The organism is Streptomyces sp. NPDC048473 (assembly GCF_043200155.1).
In the GTDB taxonomy this organism is placed as follows: domain Bacteria; phylum Actinomycetota; class Actinomycetes; order Streptomycetales; family Streptomycetaceae; genus Streptomyces.
Genome location: NZ_JBICXE010000005.1, coordinates 210,098 through 227,041 on the forward strand (window position 1 = coordinate 210,098; position 16,944 = coordinate 227,041).

Consider the following 16,944-nt stretch of genomic DNA (forward strand, 5'->3'; position numbering starts at 1 on the left):
GACCTGTCACGTCCCCGTGAGGACAAAAAGGACGAGCGGCTCTGATGAACAGCTGGTGACCCCGCGCTCACCTGCGGTTTCTTGCCTGCTGCAGCCATCGTGGCGGCCTCCGTTGTCGCGACGTTCATGTGGCGAAGGTCTCGGATCGGCCGAAAGGGTCGAATCGACTGCGTCACATTCGCGGGCCCTACGACGCAGGGCCGCCCCCGTCACCGAAGTGACGAGGGCGGCCCTGTGATTCAGCCGGTCCGGGTACGACGTCAGTCGTTGCCGTTGCCCGGAGCCGGCGTCGTCTTCTGGATCTGGAGCAGGAACTCCGCGTTGGACTGGGTCTTCTTCATCCGGTCCAGGAGGAGCTCGATCGCCTGCTGCTGGTCGAGCGCGTGCAGCACCCGGCGCAGCTTCCAGGTAATGGCCAACTCGTCACTGCCGAGCAGGATTTCTTCCTTACGGGTGCTGGACGCGTCGACGTCCACCGCCGGGAAGATGCGCTTGTCCGAGAGCTTCCGGTCGAGCTTGAGCTCCATGTTGCCGGTGCCCTTGAACTCCTCGAAGATCACCTCGTCCATGCGCGAGCCGGTCTCGACGAGCGCGGTGGCCAGGATGGTCAGCGAACCGCCGTCCTCGATGTTGCGCGCGGCACCGAAGAAGCGCTTCGGCGGGTACAGCGCGGTCGAGTCGACACCACCGGACAGGATGCGGCCCGATGCCGGGGCCGCGAGGTTGTACGCACGGCCGAGGCGGGTGATGGAGTCCAGCAGGACGACCACGTCGTGACCCAGCTCGACGAGACGCTTGGCGCGCTCGATGGCCAGCTCGGCGACGGTGGTGTGGTCCTCGGCGGGACGGTCGAAGGTCGAGGAGATGACCTCGCCCTTCACCGACCGCTGCATGTCGGTGACCTCTTCCGGACGCTCGTCGACCAGGACGACCATCAGGTGGCACTCGGGGCTGTTGACCGTGATCGCGTTGGCGATCGCCTGCAGGATCATGGTCTTGCCGGTCTTCGGCGGGGCCACGATCAGGCCTCGCTGGCCCTTGCCGATCGGTGCGACCAGGTCGATGATCCGCGTCGTCAGGACGTTGGAGTCGGTCTCCAGGCGGAGCCGGTCCTGCGGGTAGAGCGGGGTCAGCTTCTGGAATTCCGGGCGGCCGCGGCCGGTTTCGGGCGCCATGCCGTTGACCGAGTCGAGGCGGACCAGCGCGTTGAACTTCTCGCGACGCTCGCCGTCCTTGGGCTGGCGCACCGCACCGGTGACATGGTCACCCTTGCGCAGGCCGTTCTTGCGGACCTGGGCGAGCGAGACGTACACGTCGTTCGGGCCCGGCAGGTAGCCGGAGGTCCGGATGAACGCGTAGTTGTCGAGGATGTCCAGGATGCCCGCGACGGGGATCAGCACGTCGTCGTCGGAGACCGGCGGTGCGTCGCTCGCGAAGTCCTCGCGGCCACGACGGCCACGGCGGTCGCGGTAGCGGCCGCGACGGCCGCGACGGCCGCCCTCGTCGTCGTAACCGTCGTCCTGCGGGCCGCTGCTCGGCTGGCCCTGGCCCTGGCGCTGCTGGCGCTGGCCGCCCTGCTGGCCCTGGCCGCCGCCCTGGCCGCCGCCCTGCTCGTCGCCCTTGCCGCGGCGGTCGCGCTGACGGTCGCGGCGCTCCCCGCGCTCGCCGCGCTCCTGACGGTCGCCACGGTCGCCGCGCTGACCGCGGTCCTGACGGTCGCCCCGGCGGCCCTCGGCCGTGTCGGCGGCGGCTTCGGCCTTGGCCTCGGTGCGGTCGTCGCTCTGCGGCTCGGTCTGCGTCTGCGCCTTGGCCTCGGCGGCCGGCTTGCTCTCCGCCTTGCTCTCCGGGCTGCCCGCCTGAGCGGTCGCACGGCGCCGACGACGCTCGCCCGTGGGCTGGTCGTCGCTGGCCGGCTGGCCGGGGATGTCGATCTGCTGCTGCGCGGCGGCCTTCTCGGCGGGCGCGGCGGCCGCGGACTCGTCCCCGGTGCGCGCCTTGGAGGTGGCACGGCGCTTCGGCTTGGTCTCGGCATCCGCGGCGGGCGCGGCGGCCTTGGGCGCAGCGGAGCTACCGGCCTGCGCCTCCTTGATGACCTCGATCAGCTGGCCCTTGCGCATCCGCGCAGTGCCCTTGATGCCGAGGCCGGACGCGACCTGCTGCAGCTCGGCCAGGACCATGCCGTCAAGGCCGGTGCCGGAGCGGCGGCGCCGTGCGGTGGTGCCAGTGGCAGCACCTTCGGCGGGCGCAACGCTGTCGACGCTCTTGTCGGCAGTCACGCCCATCAGATCGGTGGTGTCGCTCACGAAGGGTCCTTCCCTGGAGCGGACGTCGGCCTTCTGGCTCGGCGACCGGTTGTGCTGCCCGACTGCGGTCTTTTCTTGCGGACCGTGCCGGGGCGGTGGTCCGCCGGGTACGGCGGAGAGATGGAGGTGTGCAAGGTTCCGGCGCGAGCATCCCCCTGCTCGGCCCACTCCTGGACAAGCGAGGGGTGTCGTGCCGGTTCCGGAGCGTGCACGAAACTGCTCAGGCAGGCTGCTCAGGCAGTTGGGGAGGCTCCCGGAAGAAATGGTGGTCCCGGAAAGGGACACGAAGCAACGCGCCACATAGACGTCGGTTGCAGACTTGAGGTTAACACTACCGGCTCCAACAAACATTCCCCCTCTCACTCACCGGCAATCACTTCTCGCTACGGGGCGAGCGGCAGCACGCTCGCACCCGGGGCGTCGAGAGTGAGCCGATTGGCTGCCCATCCCTCGCCCGCCAGCCGTGCGACCTTGTCGGCCGCACCGTCCTCGGCCAGTGCGAGGACCGTCGGCCCGGCACCGGAGATGACTGCGGGGACGCCGTCGGCGCGCAGTCGGTTCACGAGCTCCACGCTCTGTGGCATCGCCGGGGCGCGGTACTCCTGGTGCAGCCGGTCCTCGGTGGCGGTGAGCAGCAGCTCGGGGCGTCTGGTCAGGGCCTCGACGAGGAGCGCGGAACGACCGGCGTTGAAGGCGGCGTCGACATGCGGGACCGTGCGCGGCAGCAGTCCGCGGGCGGTCTCGGTCAGGACCGGCTTGCCGGGGACGAAAACCACCGGAACGATGGAATCTGAGGGATCCATCCTGATTGCACGGGCCGATCCGCCGTCCATCCAGGCAAGGGTGAACCCGCCGAGCAGGCAGGCCGCGACATTGTCGGGGTGGCCCTCGATCTCGGTGGCGAGCTCCAGCAGCGCGGCGTCGTCGAGCCGGGCATCACCGCCGGTCGTCACGGCGCGGGCGGCGACGATGCCGGCGCAGATGGCGGCGGAGGAGGAGCCGAGGCCGCGCCCGTGCGGGATGCGGTTGGCGCAGACGATCTCCAGGCCGCGGGGCTGACCGCCGAGCAGGTCGAAGGCCGTGCGCAGGGAGCGTACGAGGAGGTGGCTCTCGTCGCGGGGCAGCGTGTCCGCGCCCTCACCCGCGATGTCGATGTGCAGCCCGGAGTCGGCCACGCGGACGACGACGTCGTCGTACAGCCCCAGCGACAGGCCGAAGGCGTCGAAACCCGGGCCCAGGTTGGCGCTGGTCGCAGGGACGCGCACCCGGACGGCGGCGGCTCGGAAGGCGGGACCGGCCATCGCTTAGACGACTCTCCTTGTGAGACAGCGGGGGTGGTGAAGCGTTTTCTCGATACTGGCGGGAGGTCGTGGCGGCGGGGAGTGGAATTCCGGGGAACCCGACGGCCACAACGGCCCATGCACCGCGGCAGATGCGGCGGGGCGGGTTGGGTACAGCTTATCGAAGGAAGGTTCTGTGGCGACATAGGGCGCACAGGAGGCGCACGATGCGTGTCGCCCGCCTCCTATGCGCTCTCCGCCCGGAAAAGGGGCGGTTGAGCCGGGTTCCTACCGACAGGTGAACGGGGCTCCTGCCGATCGTGAGCCCTGGGCTCACACCGACGGTGAACCGGGCTCCCGGACGGCAGGCGAGCCGGGCCGCTGCCGACAGCTGAGCCGGATTGGCGCCGACAGCCGAGCCCGGTCGTTGCCGGCAGGCAAGCAGCGTCGGCGCCGACCGGATCCAGCCCTTACGCGAGGCCCAGCTTCTCGGCGGCGGTGGCCGCGTCGACCGGGACCGTGACCGGCTGCGGAGCGCCCGCGACGGCCCAGTCGGGGTCCTTGAGCCCGTTGCCGGTGACCGTGCAGACGATCTTCTGGCCCGGGTCGACCTTGCCCTCTTCGGCGGCCTTCAGCAGACCGGCGACGGACGCGGCCGACGCGGGCTCGACGAAGACACCCTCCTGGGCGGCCAACAGTCGGTAGGCGGACAGGATCTGGCGGTCCGTCACCTCGTCGATGAAACCGCCCGATTCGTCCCGGGCGTCCAGCGCGTACTGCCAGGAGGCCGGGTTGCCGATCCGGATCGCGGTGGCGATGGTCGACGGGTCCTTGACGATCTCGCCGCGCACGATGGGCGCGGAGCCGGAGGCCTGGAAGCCCCACATGCGTGGGGTGTGCGTGGACATGCTGTCGCCCGCGTACTCCTTGTAACCCTTCCAGTACGCGGTGATGTTGCCCGCGTTGCCGACCGGGAGGACATGGATGTCCGGGGCGTCGCCGAGCGCGTCGACGATCTCGAACGCGGCGGTCTTCTGGCCCTCGATACGGACCGGGTTGACCGAATTGACCAGTGCCACCGGATAGTTGTCCGAGAGCGAGCGGGCCAGCGTCAGGCAGTCGTCGAAATTGCCGTCGACCTGGAGGATCTTGGCGCCGTGCACGAGCGCCTGGCCCATCTTGCCGAGCGCGATCTTGCCCTGCGGCACGAGGACGGCGCAGACCATGCCGGCCCGTACCGCGTACGCGGCGGCGGAGGCGGAGGTATTGCCGGTGGAGGCACAGATGACAGCCTGTGCACCCTCTTCCTTGGCCCGGGTGATCGCCATCGTCATACCGCGGTCCTTGAAGGACCCGGTGGGATTGGCGCCCTCGACCTTGAGGTGCACCTCGCAGCCCGTGCGCTCGGAGAGGACCTGAGCGGGGACGAGCGGTGTACCGCCCTCACGAAGCGTGACGACCGGCGTCGTGCTCGTGACCGGAAGGCGGTCCCGGTACTCCTCGATGATGCCGCGCCACTGGTGGGTGCCCTTGCTGGTCATGGGTCCTTACTCCCCTTCAACACGCATGATGCTGGCGACACCGCGCACGGTGTCGAGCTTGCGCAGCGCTTCGACGGTCGCCGAGAGGGCGGCGTCGGGCGCGCGGTGGGTGACGACGACGAGAGAGGCCTCGCCGCCTCCGTCTGGTCGGCCTTGCTGGCGGACGGTATCGATCGATACGCCCTGTTCGGCGAAGACCGTTGCGACCTGGGCGAGTACGCCAGGCTTGTCGGCCACGTCGAGGCTGATGTGGTACCGCGTGACGACCTCGCCCATGGGGCTGACCGGCAGGCGCGTGTACGCGGACTCGCCGGGGCCGGTGGCCTCGCTGAGTTTGTTGCGGCAGACCGCGACGAGGTCGCCGAGGACCGCGGAGGCGGTCGGCGAGCCACCGGCGCCGGGGCCGTAGAACATGAGCTGTCCGGCCGCCTCGGCCTCGACGAAGACCGCGTTGTACGCCTCGCGGACGGAGGCCAGCGGGTGGCTCAGCGGAATCATCGCGGGGTGCACTCGGGCGGTGACGGACTGCCCGTCGGCGGCACGCTCGCAGATGGCGAGGAGCTTGACGGTGCAGCCCATGCGGCGGGCGGAGGCGATGTCGGCGGCGGTGACCTCGGTGATGCCCTCGCGGTGCACATCACCGATCCTGACCCGGGTGTGGAAGGCGATACCGGCGAGGATCGCGGCCTTGGCGGCGGCGTCGAAGCCCTCGACGTCGGCGGTCGGGTCGGCCTCGGCGTATCCGAGCGCAGTGGCCTCGTCGAGCGCCTCGGAGTATCCGGCTCCGCTCGTGTCCATCCGGTCGAGGATGAAGTTGGTGGTGCCGTTCACGATGCCGAGGACCCGGTTGACCTTGTCACCGGCGAGGGACTCGCGCAGCGGCCGTACGAGCGGGATGGCGCCGGCCACGGCGGCCTCGTAATAGAGGTCCCGGCCGTGCTTTTCTGCGGCGGCGTGCAGAGCTGCGCCGTCCTCGGCCAGCAGCGCCTTGTTGGCGGAGACGACGCTCGCGCCGTGCTCGAAGGCGGTGGTGATGAGGGCACGGGCGGGCTCGATGCCCCCGATGACCTCGATGACGACGTCGATGTCGCCCCGTTTGACCAGGGCTGTCGCATCGGTGGTGATCAGTGCGGGGTCGACACCCTCCCGCACCTTGGAGGGCCGGCGCACGGCGACACCGGCGAGCTCGACCGGCGCGCCGATGCGCGCGGCGAGGTCGTCGGCGTGCGTCGTCATGATGCGCGCCACCTCTGAGCCGACCACTCCACAGCCCAGCAGCGCCACCTTCAGCGGACGCGTACGCATCATCCGACCTCGTTTCCTTTACATCTGATGTGTGGACCAGTCTCACTCACCGGACGGGAGTTTCTGCCACCCGTCCGGATCCTGAGACATCTATTTCATCAGCCGACATCGAGACGCAGGAGATCTTCCTCCGTCTCGCGCCTGACGATGACTCGCGCCTCCCCGTCGCACACGGCGACGACGGGCGGGCGCAGGGCATGGTTGTAGTTGCTCGCCATGGAGCGGCAGTACGCACCGGTGGCAGGCACGGCGATCAGATCACCGGGTGCCAGGTCGGACGGCAGGAACGCGTCCTTGACCACGATGTCGCCGCTCTCGCAGTGCTTGCCGACGACACGCACGAGCATCGGCTCGGCATCGGAGGTCCGCGAGACGAGCGCGACGCTGTACTCGGCGTCGTACAGCGCGGTGCGGATGTTGTCCGACATGCCGCCGTCGACGCTGACGTACGTACGCAGCCCCTCCAGGGGCTTGATGGTGCCGACCTCGTACAGCGTGAACGCGGTCGGGCCGACAATGGCGCGCCCCGGCTCGACGGAGATCCGCGGGGTGGCGAGCCCGGCCGCCTCGCACTCGCGGGTCACGATGTCGCCGAGCGCCTTGGCGATCTCGTGCGGCTCGCGCGGGTCGTCCTCGGAGGTGTAGGCGATGCCGAGACCGCCGCCGAGGTCGATCTCGGGCAGCTCGATGCCGTGCTCGTCACGCACCTCGGCGAGCAGCTGCACCACGCGCCGGGCGGAGACCTCGAAGCCGGCCATGTCGAAGATCTGCGAGCCGATGTGCGAGTGGATGCCGATGAGTTCGAGCCCGTCAAGGGTGAGCACCCGGCGTACCGCCTCGGCGGCCTGTCCCCCGGCCAGCGCGATCCCGAACTTCTGGTCCTCGTGCGCGGTGGCGATGAACTCGTGGGTGTGGGCCTCGACGCCGACGGTCACCCGGATCTGTACGCGCTGCCGCTTGCCGAGCCCCTGCGCGATGTGCGCGACCCGGGCGATCTCCTGGAAGGAGTCGAGCACGATCCGCCCGACGCCGACGGTGACCGCCCGCTCGATCTCCGCGACGGTCTTGTTGTTGCCGTGGAAGGCGATGCGCTCGGCGGGCATCCCGGCGTCGAGTGCGGTGGTCAGCTCTCCCCCGGAGCAGACGTCGAGGTTGAGCCCCTCCTCCTTGAGCCAGCGCACGACGGCTCGCGACAGGAACGCCTTCCCGGCGTAGAACACATCGGCGTCCCGCCCGAAGGCGTCGGCCCAGGCCCGGCAGCGGGCCCGGAAGTCACTCTCGTCGAGGAAGTAGGCGGGGGTGCCGAACTCCTCGGCCAGCCGCGTCACTTCGATACCGCCGACGGTGACCGCACCGTCCTCGGTGCGGGCGACGGTACGGGCCCAGACCTTCTCGTCCAGGACATTGAGGTCGGCGGGCGGGGCCGTGTAGTGCCCCTCCGTCATGACATCGGCGTGACGGGGCCCGGCGGGGTGTGCGGATCGGCTCATCGTGTTGCTCTCTCGGGTCTCTCAGAGGACTTCGGGTGCGCTGATGCCGAGCAGGGACAGGCCGCCTGCCAGCACCGTCCCGGCGGCTTCGGCAAGCGCGAGCCGGGAACGGTGGGCGGCCGAGGGTTTCTCGTCACCGACGGGGAGCGGGGCGGCGCTGTCATGGAAGTCGAAGAAGGCCTGCGCGACCGTTTCCAGCTGCCGGGCGAGCCGGTCGGGCTCACGGTGGCGGGCTGCGGCGGCAAGCACACCGGGATGGTCGGCGAGGAGCGCACCGAGCACGGGCGCGTCCACGCTCTCCTCGTACGCGCCACGGAACCCGAGCTGCTGAGCGTTCCGGCTCAAGGCCCGGGTCCGGGCGTACGCATACCGCACCCGGAACAACGGATTGCTCTCCCGCTGCACGAGAAGCTCGTCGCTCCCCGTGCACCGGGCCCGGTCGTGCGGGGCGGCCCGCAGCAGCGCCCAGCGCGCGGCGTCACTCCCGAGCCGCGCGAAGAGATCACGGTCCGCGGCGGCCACGGGCACCACATGCAGCGCCTCCCCATCGGCCGCCCGCGCCCCGACTTCCGCCCCCTGGGCCCGGAGCAGCCGCTCGACGGTCTCGGTGACGACACGGGCGCGCAGCTCGTCGACGGGTACGAACGAGGCGGATACGCCGGCGAGGGCGTCCCCGCGCCCGTACTCCGTACCGCGCGCGTCGACGGCCCGAACGAGCGCGTCAAGGCCGCGCGCACCGTCCAGCAGGGTGAAGTTCAAGAACCCGGGCCCGGTGACCTCGACACCACCGATCCCCGGCGCCTCCTGCACGCGCTCCCGAAGAATCTCCGCCACTTCCCTGGCCGGCAGCGCGGCGGGCCCGGCCAGCTGGAGGGCGACGGCACAGGCGTAGTCCCCACGCCCGCCGGGCCGTGTCCGTTCGACCCGCACGCGCGCGGGCACGGGCGCGCGCAAGGCGTCCTCGTCGACCGCGCGGCGCACGGCGTGCAGCACGGTCCTGGAGAGATCGGCGGGGGTCACAGGACAAGCGTAGGGGAGGAAGGGGGGCGCCCCGCGACCCGGTTTCGCCATGCGGTCACCCGGCGGCGCTCTCCGCCCTCCCTGCGCCGTGTCTGCCGTCGAGCGACGGCGGGTCCTCCCTGTCCATCAACTGCCGTACGAGCCGCACCAGCTCGCTCGGCTCGAAGGGCTTCGCCAGGAACGCATCGACCCCTGCGGCGACCCCACTGTCCACCTCGTAAGGCGTGCAGGCGCTGATGATCGCCACGGGCAGATGTCTGGTCCGCGGATCGGAGCGCAATCTGGTGGCGGTCTGCAGACCGTCCAGCCGGGGCATGACCACATCGAGCGTGATCACATCGGGGCAGACCCGATGCACCAGATCCAGACACTCGACACCGTCGGCCGCGGTCACGACCTCGAAGCCCTCAAGCTCAAGATTGACCCTGATCAACTGCCGGATGACCTTGTTGTCGTCGACAACAAGCACGCGGCCACACGCCCCTGACACACTTCGAGAGTAGGCGGGACGTAGGGGCTGCGTCCGGGTTTTGCCCATTTCCGACCCCGGACGAGTGGCGCAGCGGGTGGCCGAATGCACTCAGGACCGCCTCGCCGGCCCCTTGATGCGGCCCGTTTCGCCGCCTCCGGCAACGCGGAAATACCTGTTCACGGACACCCCACGGAAGCTGGTAGTGTTTCCCCCGTCGCCGCGTAACGCAGCGAAACGCCCCCGTAGCTCAGGGGATAGAGCATCGGCCTCCGGAGCCGTGTGCGCAGGTTCGAATCCTGCCGGGGGCACTTCGCAGGAAGTGCCTAAAAGACCCCGTGATCAGCGAGTTCGCTGACTGCGGGGTCTTTGCTTTGGAGCGACTGGCGACCACTGCAAGCACCCCCGAGGACAGTCGACGCATTCGGTCCCCTGAAGGCAAGTACCTCCGGCGTTGCATCGACCTGTTCGCGCACGAGTTCAGGCCCGGCACCACTCGGATCCATGTCCGGTCGACCATCGAACCGGCCGTGACGCCGCCTCCGGCGAGCCCCGGTCCATAGCGCGCTGGACATCGATTCCTGACCGCGTCGGCGTGGCGCCCACCACGCCTGATCGCCTCGTGCAGCCGGCAACGGTCGGGGCCGGGGCCGCAGGCGTGCAAGCAGCAGCTGACCCGGCTCTCGCCACGACATGGCGTGGCCACATGTCGGCCCTCTGCCAGTTGCTGACGGACGGGGCTGGCTCACATCCACCGAGACCGATGGGTCACGGAGGCGTCGCCCTCCCCGGAGCGCCTCAGCGCACTCACCAGCGAAGAGGCCGACCTCTGCCAAGACCGACCAGGCAACACCACCGAGATTCCTGAATACCGCAGAGCGACGCTCCCGCCCTCCGGTTGAATGACCGTGTGGCACGGAAAACGGGATTCGACGAGACCGACCTGCGCGCGCTGGCCGGTCCACGCTCCTTCGAGCGAGGCCGGGGATACGTGGATGCGGTGACCGCCATGGAAGTGGGCGACGGCTGGATCACGGCCACGGTTCATGGGACGGACGCGTACGCGGTGGAGCTGTCCCTCGGCGGACCCGGCAGGCTGGGTGGGGAGTGCGACTGCCCGTACGGCATGGAAGGCAACTTCTGCAAGCACCTGGTCGCACTCGGCCTGACCGCGCTCGCCGAGGCGGCTGCGCTGCCGCAGCAGCGCAGCCGAGCCCGGAGTCGTGCACAGAAGCTGGACGTGTGGCTGACCGGACTCTCCAGGGACGAACTCCTCGCCCTTGTCCGGGAGCAGATCGCCGAGGACCGGCAGGTACGCCGCCGCCTGGAACTGCGGGCGGCGAGCGCCCGCGGAGACCTGGCCGAGGTCCGTACCCGGATCCGTGAACTCCTCGACATCGCCCCCTTCGCGCGGTACGGATACGTCGAGCACGCCGATGCCCGCGCGTATGGCGAACAAGCCGCGCAGGCGGTGTCCGCGATCACCGCGCTGACCTCCACCGGGCGGGCCGAGGACGCGATCCACCTGTCGCGGGAGGCGATGCGGCTGCTGAGCGAGGTGCAGGACGGCATCGACGACTCCGACGGGCAGCTGAGCGAGATCGGGGCCGCTCTCGCCGAAGCCCATCTCGACGCGTGCCGTACGGCTCGTCCGGACCCGGACGAGACCGGGCGGTGGCTGGTCCGGCATGTGCTCAGTGACCTGGACGACCTCACGGGCATCGACCCGCTCGACTACGCGGATGTCCTCGGAGAGCAAGGCATGGTGACCGTACGACAGCTGGCTGTCGAGGCGTGGCGCGGCAACCGCACCGGGTGGGCGGAGAAGTACCTGATGGAGCGGCTGGCCAGGGCGGGCAATGATGTGGACACCGTGGTCGCCGTTCACGCGGCAGACCTCGCACCCGACGGCAGCACCCACCTGGTCATCGCCCGCGAACTGGACACCGCAGGCCGTCCCGACGAGTCCCTCCGGTGGGCGGAGCGCGGCATCGAAGAAGCGTCTGCCCCCGTCACTCCCGACCTCGCCTTGGTGGACTACCTCTGCGACCGTTACACCCGCGCGGATCGGCTCTCCGACGCCGTCGCCCTGCGCCGCGTCGTCCTCGCCGCGCGTCGTTCCCTGGCCGCGTACCAGCAGCTGCGTACAGCAGCGCAGGCGGCCGGCTGTTGGCAGGTGGAGCGTGAGCGAGCTCTCGCGCTGCTGCGGGCCGATGCGCAACAGCGGCAGCAGTCCTGGTACGGCGGACCTGTCCTGATCGACGCCCTGCTCGACGACGAAGACATCGCCACCGCCTGGCAGGCCGCGGCCGAGACCGGCGCCCACGACCGGCAGTGGCTCGCCCTCGCCGACCAGGCACGTGCCTCTCGTCCCTCCGACGCGCTCCGCGTCTATCTGCGCATGGTCGAACCTCTCACGAAGCAGACCGGCAACACGGTCTACGAGCAGCTGACCAGCCTGCTGTTGAGCATCCGCGACTGCCACCGCCGCCTGGGCACCGAGGACGAGTTCAAGTCGTACGTCGCTGCCCTGCGAGCCGCCCAGCGGCGCAAGCGGAATCTCATGCGGCTCCTCGACCAGCACAGCCTGTGACCCCGCCGGCCGCACGAACACCTGTGGGCACGGAGGACGGAATACCTCAGTCTGATGCGGCGGACGAGCGACTGCCGGTCGGCTCGGGCCGTGCGGTCTACGGGTCCATGTCCTCCGAGCCGCCGGAACCGATCTGTTCCGCTCGCAACGCCAGGTCCTGCAGTACGTCGGCGGAGGACACATCCGTCTGCCCGGAGTCGTGCACCTGAGCCAGCATCGCGAAGGCCAGAGTGAACGCGCCGACCAACTGCTCCACCGCGCCGCCGACCTCCCGGCCCACAAGCACCGCGACCTCTTCGATCGAGGCGTCCTCGGGGATCGAGATCCGGGGCATCGTCTCGTTCAGGAGCGCGGTCACCACGCTCGGATCGGTCTCGACATCGTCGCGGTCCACGTTCTCTTCGAGGAGCCGACGGATCTCGCCCGCCTCCGTGAGAATTCCCACGACACGCTTCACCACTTCGCTCTGCTCCATCCAGCGAGCATAGGCGCGGTCCACTGCGAGCTGCGGCCGGTCGGTCATTCGTGCCGTCGCGCCTTCGCCGGGCCGGGTCGGACCGGGGAACCGCAAGGGGCGGCCGAGCGTGCTCTCGTACAGGGGACGCAACTGTGCACCTCAGCCATGTACGGTGACCGGCCCCGGTACTTCGATCAAAGGAACCTCATGGACTCTGTGTTGACCGTGATAGTCGTTGTGATCGGCACAGCGTTCTACCTGCTGCCGTCGCTGATCGCCTTCAACCGGAGCAGCGGGGACCGGTGGTTGGTCCTGATCATCAACATTGTCTTCGGCGCGACTCTCGTGGGCTGGGTTCTGGCCCTCTATCTGGCTCTGCGCAAGCCCAGGGTGTCCGCCGCGGCGTGATGTCCGTGCTCGCGAGCCGGATGGCGGGCCCCGGCGGCTCAGCCGGCCGGTGAAGTCGAGGGTGTCCCGGGGCAGATACCTTGGGGCCCCGCTCCGGCCCGGATTCGTACGCGCCCTATCGTGACGCCGTGCATATGACGTATTTAGCTTCACGGATCGGTAAGGCGCTGGTCGTGACCGTGATCGCCGCCGCCCTGTCCCATCTGATGCTGTCCGACGGCCTGTCACTGTCCCAGTGGCAGCAGGCCGCGACGAATGCGGGCGGTGATCTCGGAGGCTCCGGAGATACCGCGTTCTCGGCGGCGGTCGTCAACACGATGCTGGTCATGCCCGCCGTGCTGTGGGTGGGCATGCGACTGCTGCGTGAGGGTCGCGTGTATCTGATCGTGGCCGTCGGCACCGTCGGCTGGTTCTTCACCGTCGGCCAATACATCGATCAGCTCAGCGACCGGCCGGACATCGTGATGCCGCTCGGGCCCCTGGCGCTGTTCATCGCCGTCACCGCCCTGTCCTCTGTCGTCCTCCGGCCGCAGGAACGAGTGAATCCGGGATCGCTCTCCTCAACGTCGGCTCAGCCCGTCATGGACCGAGCCATCGGATCTGTCGGGCGCGAGGCGGCGTAGCAGCACCTGCGGCGGTGACGGCAACGTCAGGGAGCCCGGCCGCCCTTCCGGCCCCCCGCGTCAGGCCACCGGCAATCCCGGTGCCGGATACCCGTCCATCAGGCCCTTCACCTGCGCGCGCACCTTCGCGACGGCCGACTCGTCGCCGAGCCGGGCCGCCTCGACCACGCGGGTGATCCATTCCGCGACCGTGCCCATCTCCGAGGCCGGGACGCCTCGGGAGGTCAGGGCCGGGGTGCCGATACGGATGCCGGAGGGGTCGAAAGGCTTGCGGGGGTCGTAGGGGACGGTGTTGTAGTTGACGACGATTCCGGCCCGGTCCAGGGCCTTCGCCGCGATCTTGCCCGGAACACCGCGGGAGGTCAGGTCGATCAACAGGAGGTGGTTGTCCGTGCCGCCGGAGACCAGGTCGAAGCCGCGGGACGCCAACTCCTCGCCCAGAGCACGGGCATTGGCGACCACCTGGTGGGCGTAGGCGCTGAAGCCGGGGCGGGCGGCTTCCTTCAGGGCGACCGCGATCGCTGCCGTCGTCTGGTTGTGGGGGCCGCCCTGGAGGCCGGGGAAGACGGCGCGGTCGATGGCGCGTGCGTGTTCCGCCTTGCTCAGCAGCATCGCGCCGCGCGGGCCGCGCAGGGTCTTGTGGGTGGTGGTGGAGACCACGTCGGCGTACGGGGCGGGTGAGGGGTGTGCGCCTCCTGCGATCAGGCCGGCGATGTGGGCGACATCGGCGACCAGGACCGCGCCGACCTCTTGGGCGATCTCGGCGAAGCCCGCGAAGTCGATCGTCCGGGGCACGGCCGTACCGCCGCAGAAGATCAGCTCGGGGCGTTCGGCGAGGGCCAGGTCGCGTACCTCGTCCAGGTCGATGCGACCGGTGTCGCGCCGTACGCCGTACTGCACCCCGCGGAACCAGGTGCCGGTGGCGGAGACGCCCCAGCCGTGTGTGAGGTGGCCGCCCATCGGCAGCGACATGCCGAGCACGGTGTCGCCCGGCTTCAGGAACGCCAGGTACACGGCGAGGTTGGCCGGTGAGCCGGAGTACGGCTGCACATTGGCGTGGTCCATCCGGAAGAGCGCCTTGGCGCGTTCGGCGGCGAGCGTCTCGACCTGGTCGATGTTCTGCTGGCCCTCGTAGTACCGCTTGCCCGGGTAGCCCTCGGAGTACTTGTTCTGCAGGACGGTGCCGGATGCCTCCAGTACGGCGGCGGAGACGTAGTTCTCGCTGGGGATCAGACGCAGGGTGTCCGCCTGGAGTTGTTCCTCGGACGCCACCAGTGCGGCGAGTTCCGGGTCGGCGGCTGCCAGTGCGCTGTGACGGGTGAGCGGTGATACGGATACGGTCACGGGGTCCTCCCGGGTCGGTCGCATTGCTGCAGTGGACCCGGATGCCCAGGCGGACGGCTCTCCGGCTATGACGCCCCCGGGCGGGCCCGGGGTGTGCCGCTCCCTCGTGGTCGATTCCACAGAGCACCCCTGTCGGGGTACGCGCCAGTCGCGGCACCGGTCACTTTATCGGGTGCGGGGCCGGGCCGCCTCGATACCGGTTCGATGCCGCTGGCGAGTCGTCGGGCGGCGCACGGACGTACAGGCGTCCGGATTGACACTGTTCGGGGCGTCGTGGATGGTAATCCAACCGGGTGCGGTTCCAGGCCCGACTCGCTCAACGGTTGGGGGGCCGACGTGAGTTGGGACGATCAGCTTCGTTTCGGGGCAGGGAATACTCCTTCGCCGCCACCCGCATCCCCGCCGCCTCCCCCGCCTCCTGGCCGGCCGCCCACGGTCGGGCCGCCGCCGCCCGGGAGTGTTCTGCGTTCTGTGGCCGTGGGGCTGCTCAATCTGAGTGGGTTCGGGCTCGGCTATGCGCTGATGCGGTGCTGGTTCAGGACCGCGCTGTGCTGGGTGGCGACCGGTGCGCTGCTGCTCGTCGCACTGCCGGCCGATCCCGACGGGGTGGCCGAGGGGCTCGTCGTCGCGTATCTCGTCGTGCTGGTCCTGGCGGCCGTGGACGGGGGGCGGATCGCCCGGCGTCGGGCTGTCGGCGGGTCGTGGCGGCCGATGGTGGCGGCAGTGGCCGGCCTGGTGCTGCTGGCGGTGCCTGCGGGGGGCGTGGTGTTCTACGGCTCCGCGCAGGACGAGGCCGTCGAGCAGATGCTGCTCGACCGGCTGGACACGGGTGACAGGACCGTTGCGGCGGCTTCGGCCAAGACCTTCGGCGCCGCACAGGGCGACTACCGGTCGGCGCTCGCCGTCTACCGCGAGCTCGGTGAGGAGCACGCCGGGTCGAGGGCCGGGAAGCTCGTACCGAAGCGGCTCGACGCGTACTACCGGGCGGTCTCGGCGCCGTACCGGCAGAAGAAGCACTGCGAGGCCATCGAGCCGTTGACCTATCTGCGGACCGTGCCCGGATCCATCGATCCGAAGCTGCTCGGCGATCTCGCGGGCTATCCCGACGGTCCGCTGGCCACCTCGCTGTACGAATGCGGGGTGTCCAAGCTGGGTGACCCGGCCGCCGGTACGGAAAGTCATGAACTGGGCGAGCTGCTGCGTACGTTCCCCGGGTCGGCGCAGGCCGAGAAGGTGGGGCCGGCGGTCTCCAGGAAGATCTCGGAGCAGAGCGGGGCCGTACGCGGGAGCAATCCCTGCGCGGCCACGGAGACACTGCGCCGGCTCCGCGCGACGGCGCTCGCGCTGCCGGACAAGTCGGTCTCGGCGCTGGCCGGGAATGCCGACGGTTCCATCGAGAACGGCGTCTACGCCTGCGGGCTCGCGGAGTTCAAGGACAAGCGGTTCGGCGAGGCGCGGCAGACGCTGACGGAGTTCGCCGCCACATACAAGAGGGACAAGCGCAGGGAGCGGGCCCGGGACATCGCCATTGCCGCCGAGATCGCCGACACGCGGGCGGCGGCCGGCAAGCACCTGCCGCCCTCGGGCCGGCCGGGCGGGGCCCGGATGCAACTCGTCATCAGCAATGACGCCCCCGACGGGGTCGAGATCCTGTACACCGGGCCGGTCACGGGCCGGGTCAGTATCAAGGGGTGCGGCAGCTGCACGTCGTACTCCTGGGTGACCGGATCCCTGTCGGCCTGCAAGGCCAAGGGGAAGAGTTATCCGCAGGTGACGCTGTGGCTGCCCGCGGGTGAGTACCACTTCCTGTACAAGCACCGAGGGGGCTCGTCCAGCGCCACTGTCAGCAGTTACGCGGACGGTTCGAAGATCCAGTCCGGGTATCGGTACACCGGCTGCACGTACGTGACCAGTTCGACCTCGCTCGGCACCGGCCCGACGGACTCGGTCTCGAACACCTGAGGGTACATTTCCGCCGATTCTCCGTGAACTACCCCATGACCAGGCTCACTTGGTCGATTCTTGGTGAATGCATGCCCCCTGCATGAGGCGTTCCTCGCCAGAGTGGCGCATTACATGTGCACATCATCCGGCACATGCTCCACACGCGA

Annotated in this window: 13 protein-coding genes, 1 tRNA gene and 1 riboswitch; of the genes, 5 read left to right on the forward strand and 9 right to left on the reverse strand. The window is 69.8% G+C overall.

Annotated elements, in window-relative coordinates; translation table 11 throughout:
* Nucleotides 1-260 precede the first annotated feature (260 nt).
* The 7 genes from rho to ACGFU7_RS11475 all read right to left on the reverse strand — a co-directional run bounded on the left by rho (nucleotide 261) and on the right by ACGFU7_RS11475 (nucleotide 9,408).
* Nucleotides 261-2,303 (reverse strand): transcription termination factor Rho, encoded by a 2,043-nt coding sequence (rho, locus tag ACGFU7_RS11445; protein WP_393694559.1) that lies wholly within the window; start codon nucleotides 2,301-2,303, stop codon nucleotides 261-263.
* A 383-nt stretch (nucleotides 2,304-2,686) separates the two neighbouring features.
* On the reverse strand, nucleotides 2,687-3,604 hold the full coding sequence (gene thrB, locus ACGFU7_RS11450) for a homoserine kinase (protein WP_393694561.1): 918 nt from the start codon (nucleotides 3,602-3,604) through the stop codon (nucleotides 2,687-2,689).
* Nucleotides 3,605-4,053: 449 nt separating this feature from the next.
* Nucleotides 4,054-5,124, reverse strand: a complete 1,071-nt coding sequence (gene thrC / locus ACGFU7_RS11455; protein ID WP_393694563.1) for a threonine synthase — start codon at nucleotides 5,122-5,124, stop codon at nucleotides 4,054-4,056.
* Between the two features lie 6 nt (nucleotides 5,125-5,130).
* Complete coding sequence (locus ACGFU7_RS11460) at nucleotides 5,131-6,429, reverse strand: homoserine dehydrogenase (protein WP_393694909.1); 1,299 nt, start codon at nucleotides 6,427-6,429, stop codon at nucleotides 5,131-5,133.
* 98 nt (nucleotides 6,430-6,527) lie between these two features.
* Nucleotides 6,528-7,919: a diaminopimelate decarboxylase gene (gene lysA / locus ACGFU7_RS11465; protein ID WP_393694565.1), complete on the reverse strand. Its 1,392-nt coding sequence runs from the start codon at nucleotides 7,917-7,919 to the stop codon at nucleotides 6,528-6,530.
* A gap of 21 nt (nucleotides 7,920-7,940) precedes the next feature.
* On the reverse strand, nucleotides 7,941-8,939 hold the full coding sequence (gene nrtL, locus ACGFU7_RS11470; RefSeq protein WP_393694567.1) for an ArgS-related anticodon-binding protein NrtL: 999 nt from the start codon (nucleotides 8,937-8,939) through the stop codon (nucleotides 7,941-7,943).
* A 55-nt stretch (nucleotides 8,940-8,994) separates the two neighbouring features.
* The gene (locus ACGFU7_RS11475; protein ID WP_393694569.1) at nucleotides 8,995-9,408 is read right to left on the reverse strand and encodes a response regulator; all 414 of its coding nucleotides are present in this window, start codon (nucleotides 9,406-9,408) and stop codon (nucleotides 8,995-8,997) included.
* A 239-nt stretch (nucleotides 9,409-9,647) separates the two neighbouring features.
* On the opposite strand from ACGFU7_RS11475, the gene ACGFU7_RS11480 reads away from it, so the two are divergent.
* Both ACGFU7_RS11480 and ACGFU7_RS11485 read left to right on the forward strand, forming a co-directional pair.
* Nucleotides 9,648-9,719 (forward strand) — tRNA-Arg (locus ACGFU7_RS11480).
* A 698-nt stretch (nucleotides 9,720-10,417) separates the two neighbouring features.
* Nucleotides 10,418-12,001, forward strand: coding sequence for an SWIM zinc finger domain-containing protein (locus ACGFU7_RS11485; protein ID WP_393694911.1), 1,584 nt, complete (start codon nucleotides 10,418-10,420; stop codon nucleotides 11,999-12,001).
* 97 nt (nucleotides 12,002-12,098) lie between these two features.
* Here ACGFU7_RS11485 and ACGFU7_RS11490 read toward each other — a convergent pair whose 3' ends face one another.
* Nucleotides 12,099-12,476, reverse strand: a complete 378-nt coding sequence (locus ACGFU7_RS11490; RefSeq protein WP_393694571.1) for a hypothetical protein — start codon at nucleotides 12,474-12,476, stop codon at nucleotides 12,099-12,101.
* Nucleotides 12,477-12,665: 189 nt separating this feature from the next.
* Here ACGFU7_RS11490 and ACGFU7_RS11495 point away from each other — a divergent pair, with 189 nt between their 5' ends.
* Nucleotides 12,666-12,866: a superinfection immunity protein gene (locus ACGFU7_RS11495; RefSeq protein ID WP_393694573.1), complete on the forward strand. Its 201-nt coding sequence runs from the start codon at nucleotides 12,666-12,668 to the stop codon at nucleotides 12,864-12,866.
* A gap of 128 nt (nucleotides 12,867-12,994) precedes the next feature.
* Nucleotides 12,995-13,489 (forward strand): hypothetical protein, encoded by a 495-nt coding sequence (locus tag ACGFU7_RS11500; RefSeq protein ID WP_393694575.1) that lies wholly within the window; start codon nucleotides 12,995-12,997, stop codon nucleotides 13,487-13,489.
* 60 nt (nucleotides 13,490-13,549) lie between these two features.
* Here ACGFU7_RS11500 and glyA read toward each other — a convergent pair whose 3' ends face one another.
* The gene (gene glyA / locus ACGFU7_RS11505) at nucleotides 13,550-14,857 is read right to left on the reverse strand and encodes a serine hydroxymethyltransferase (protein WP_393694577.1); all 1,308 of its coding nucleotides are present in this window, start codon (nucleotides 14,855-14,857) and stop codon (nucleotides 13,550-13,552) included.
* A 12-nt stretch (nucleotides 14,858-14,869) separates the two neighbouring features.
* A riboswitch (ZMP/ZTP riboswitch) is annotated at nucleotides 14,870-14,995 on the reverse strand.
* Between the two features lie 315 nt (nucleotides 14,996-15,310).
* Here glyA and ACGFU7_RS11510 point away from each other — a divergent pair.
* On the forward strand, nucleotides 15,311-16,795 hold the full coding sequence (locus ACGFU7_RS11510) for a hypothetical protein (RefSeq protein WP_393694578.1): 1,485 nt from the start codon (nucleotides 15,311-15,313) through the stop codon (nucleotides 16,793-16,795).
* Nucleotides 16,796-16,944: the final 149 nt, after the last annotated feature.

Coding starts and splice junctions, on each gene's coding strand:
- thrB (WP_393694561.1), bottom strand. CDS start 3,604: ATGGCCGGTCCCGCCTTCCGAGCCGCCGCCGTCCGGGTGCGCGTCCCT.
- thrC (WP_393694563.1), bottom strand. CDS start 5,124: ATGACCAGCAAGGGCACCCACCAGTGGCGCGGCATCATCGAGGAGTAC.
- ACGFU7_RS11460 (WP_393694909.1), bottom strand. CDS start 6,429: ATGCGTACGCGTCCGCTGAAGGTGGCGCTGCTGGGCTGTGGAGTGGTC.
- lysA (WP_393694565.1), bottom strand. CDS start 7,919: ATGAGCCGATCCGCACACCCCGCCGGGCCCCGTCACGCCGATGTCATG.
- ACGFU7_RS11485 (WP_393694911.1), top strand. CDS start 10,418: ATGGAAGTGGGCGACGGCTGGATCACGGCCACGGTTCATGGGACGGAC.
- ACGFU7_RS11490 (WP_393694571.1), bottom strand. CDS start 12,476: ATGGAGCAGAGCGAAGTGGTGAAGCGTGTCGTGGGAATTCTCACGGAG.
- ACGFU7_RS11495 (WP_393694573.1), top strand. CDS start 12,666: ATGGACTCTGTGTTGACCGTGATAGTCGTTGTGATCGGCACAGCGTTC.
- glyA (WP_393694577.1), bottom strand. CDS start 14,857: ATGCGACCGACCCGGGAGGACCCCGTGACCGTATCCGTATCACCGCTC.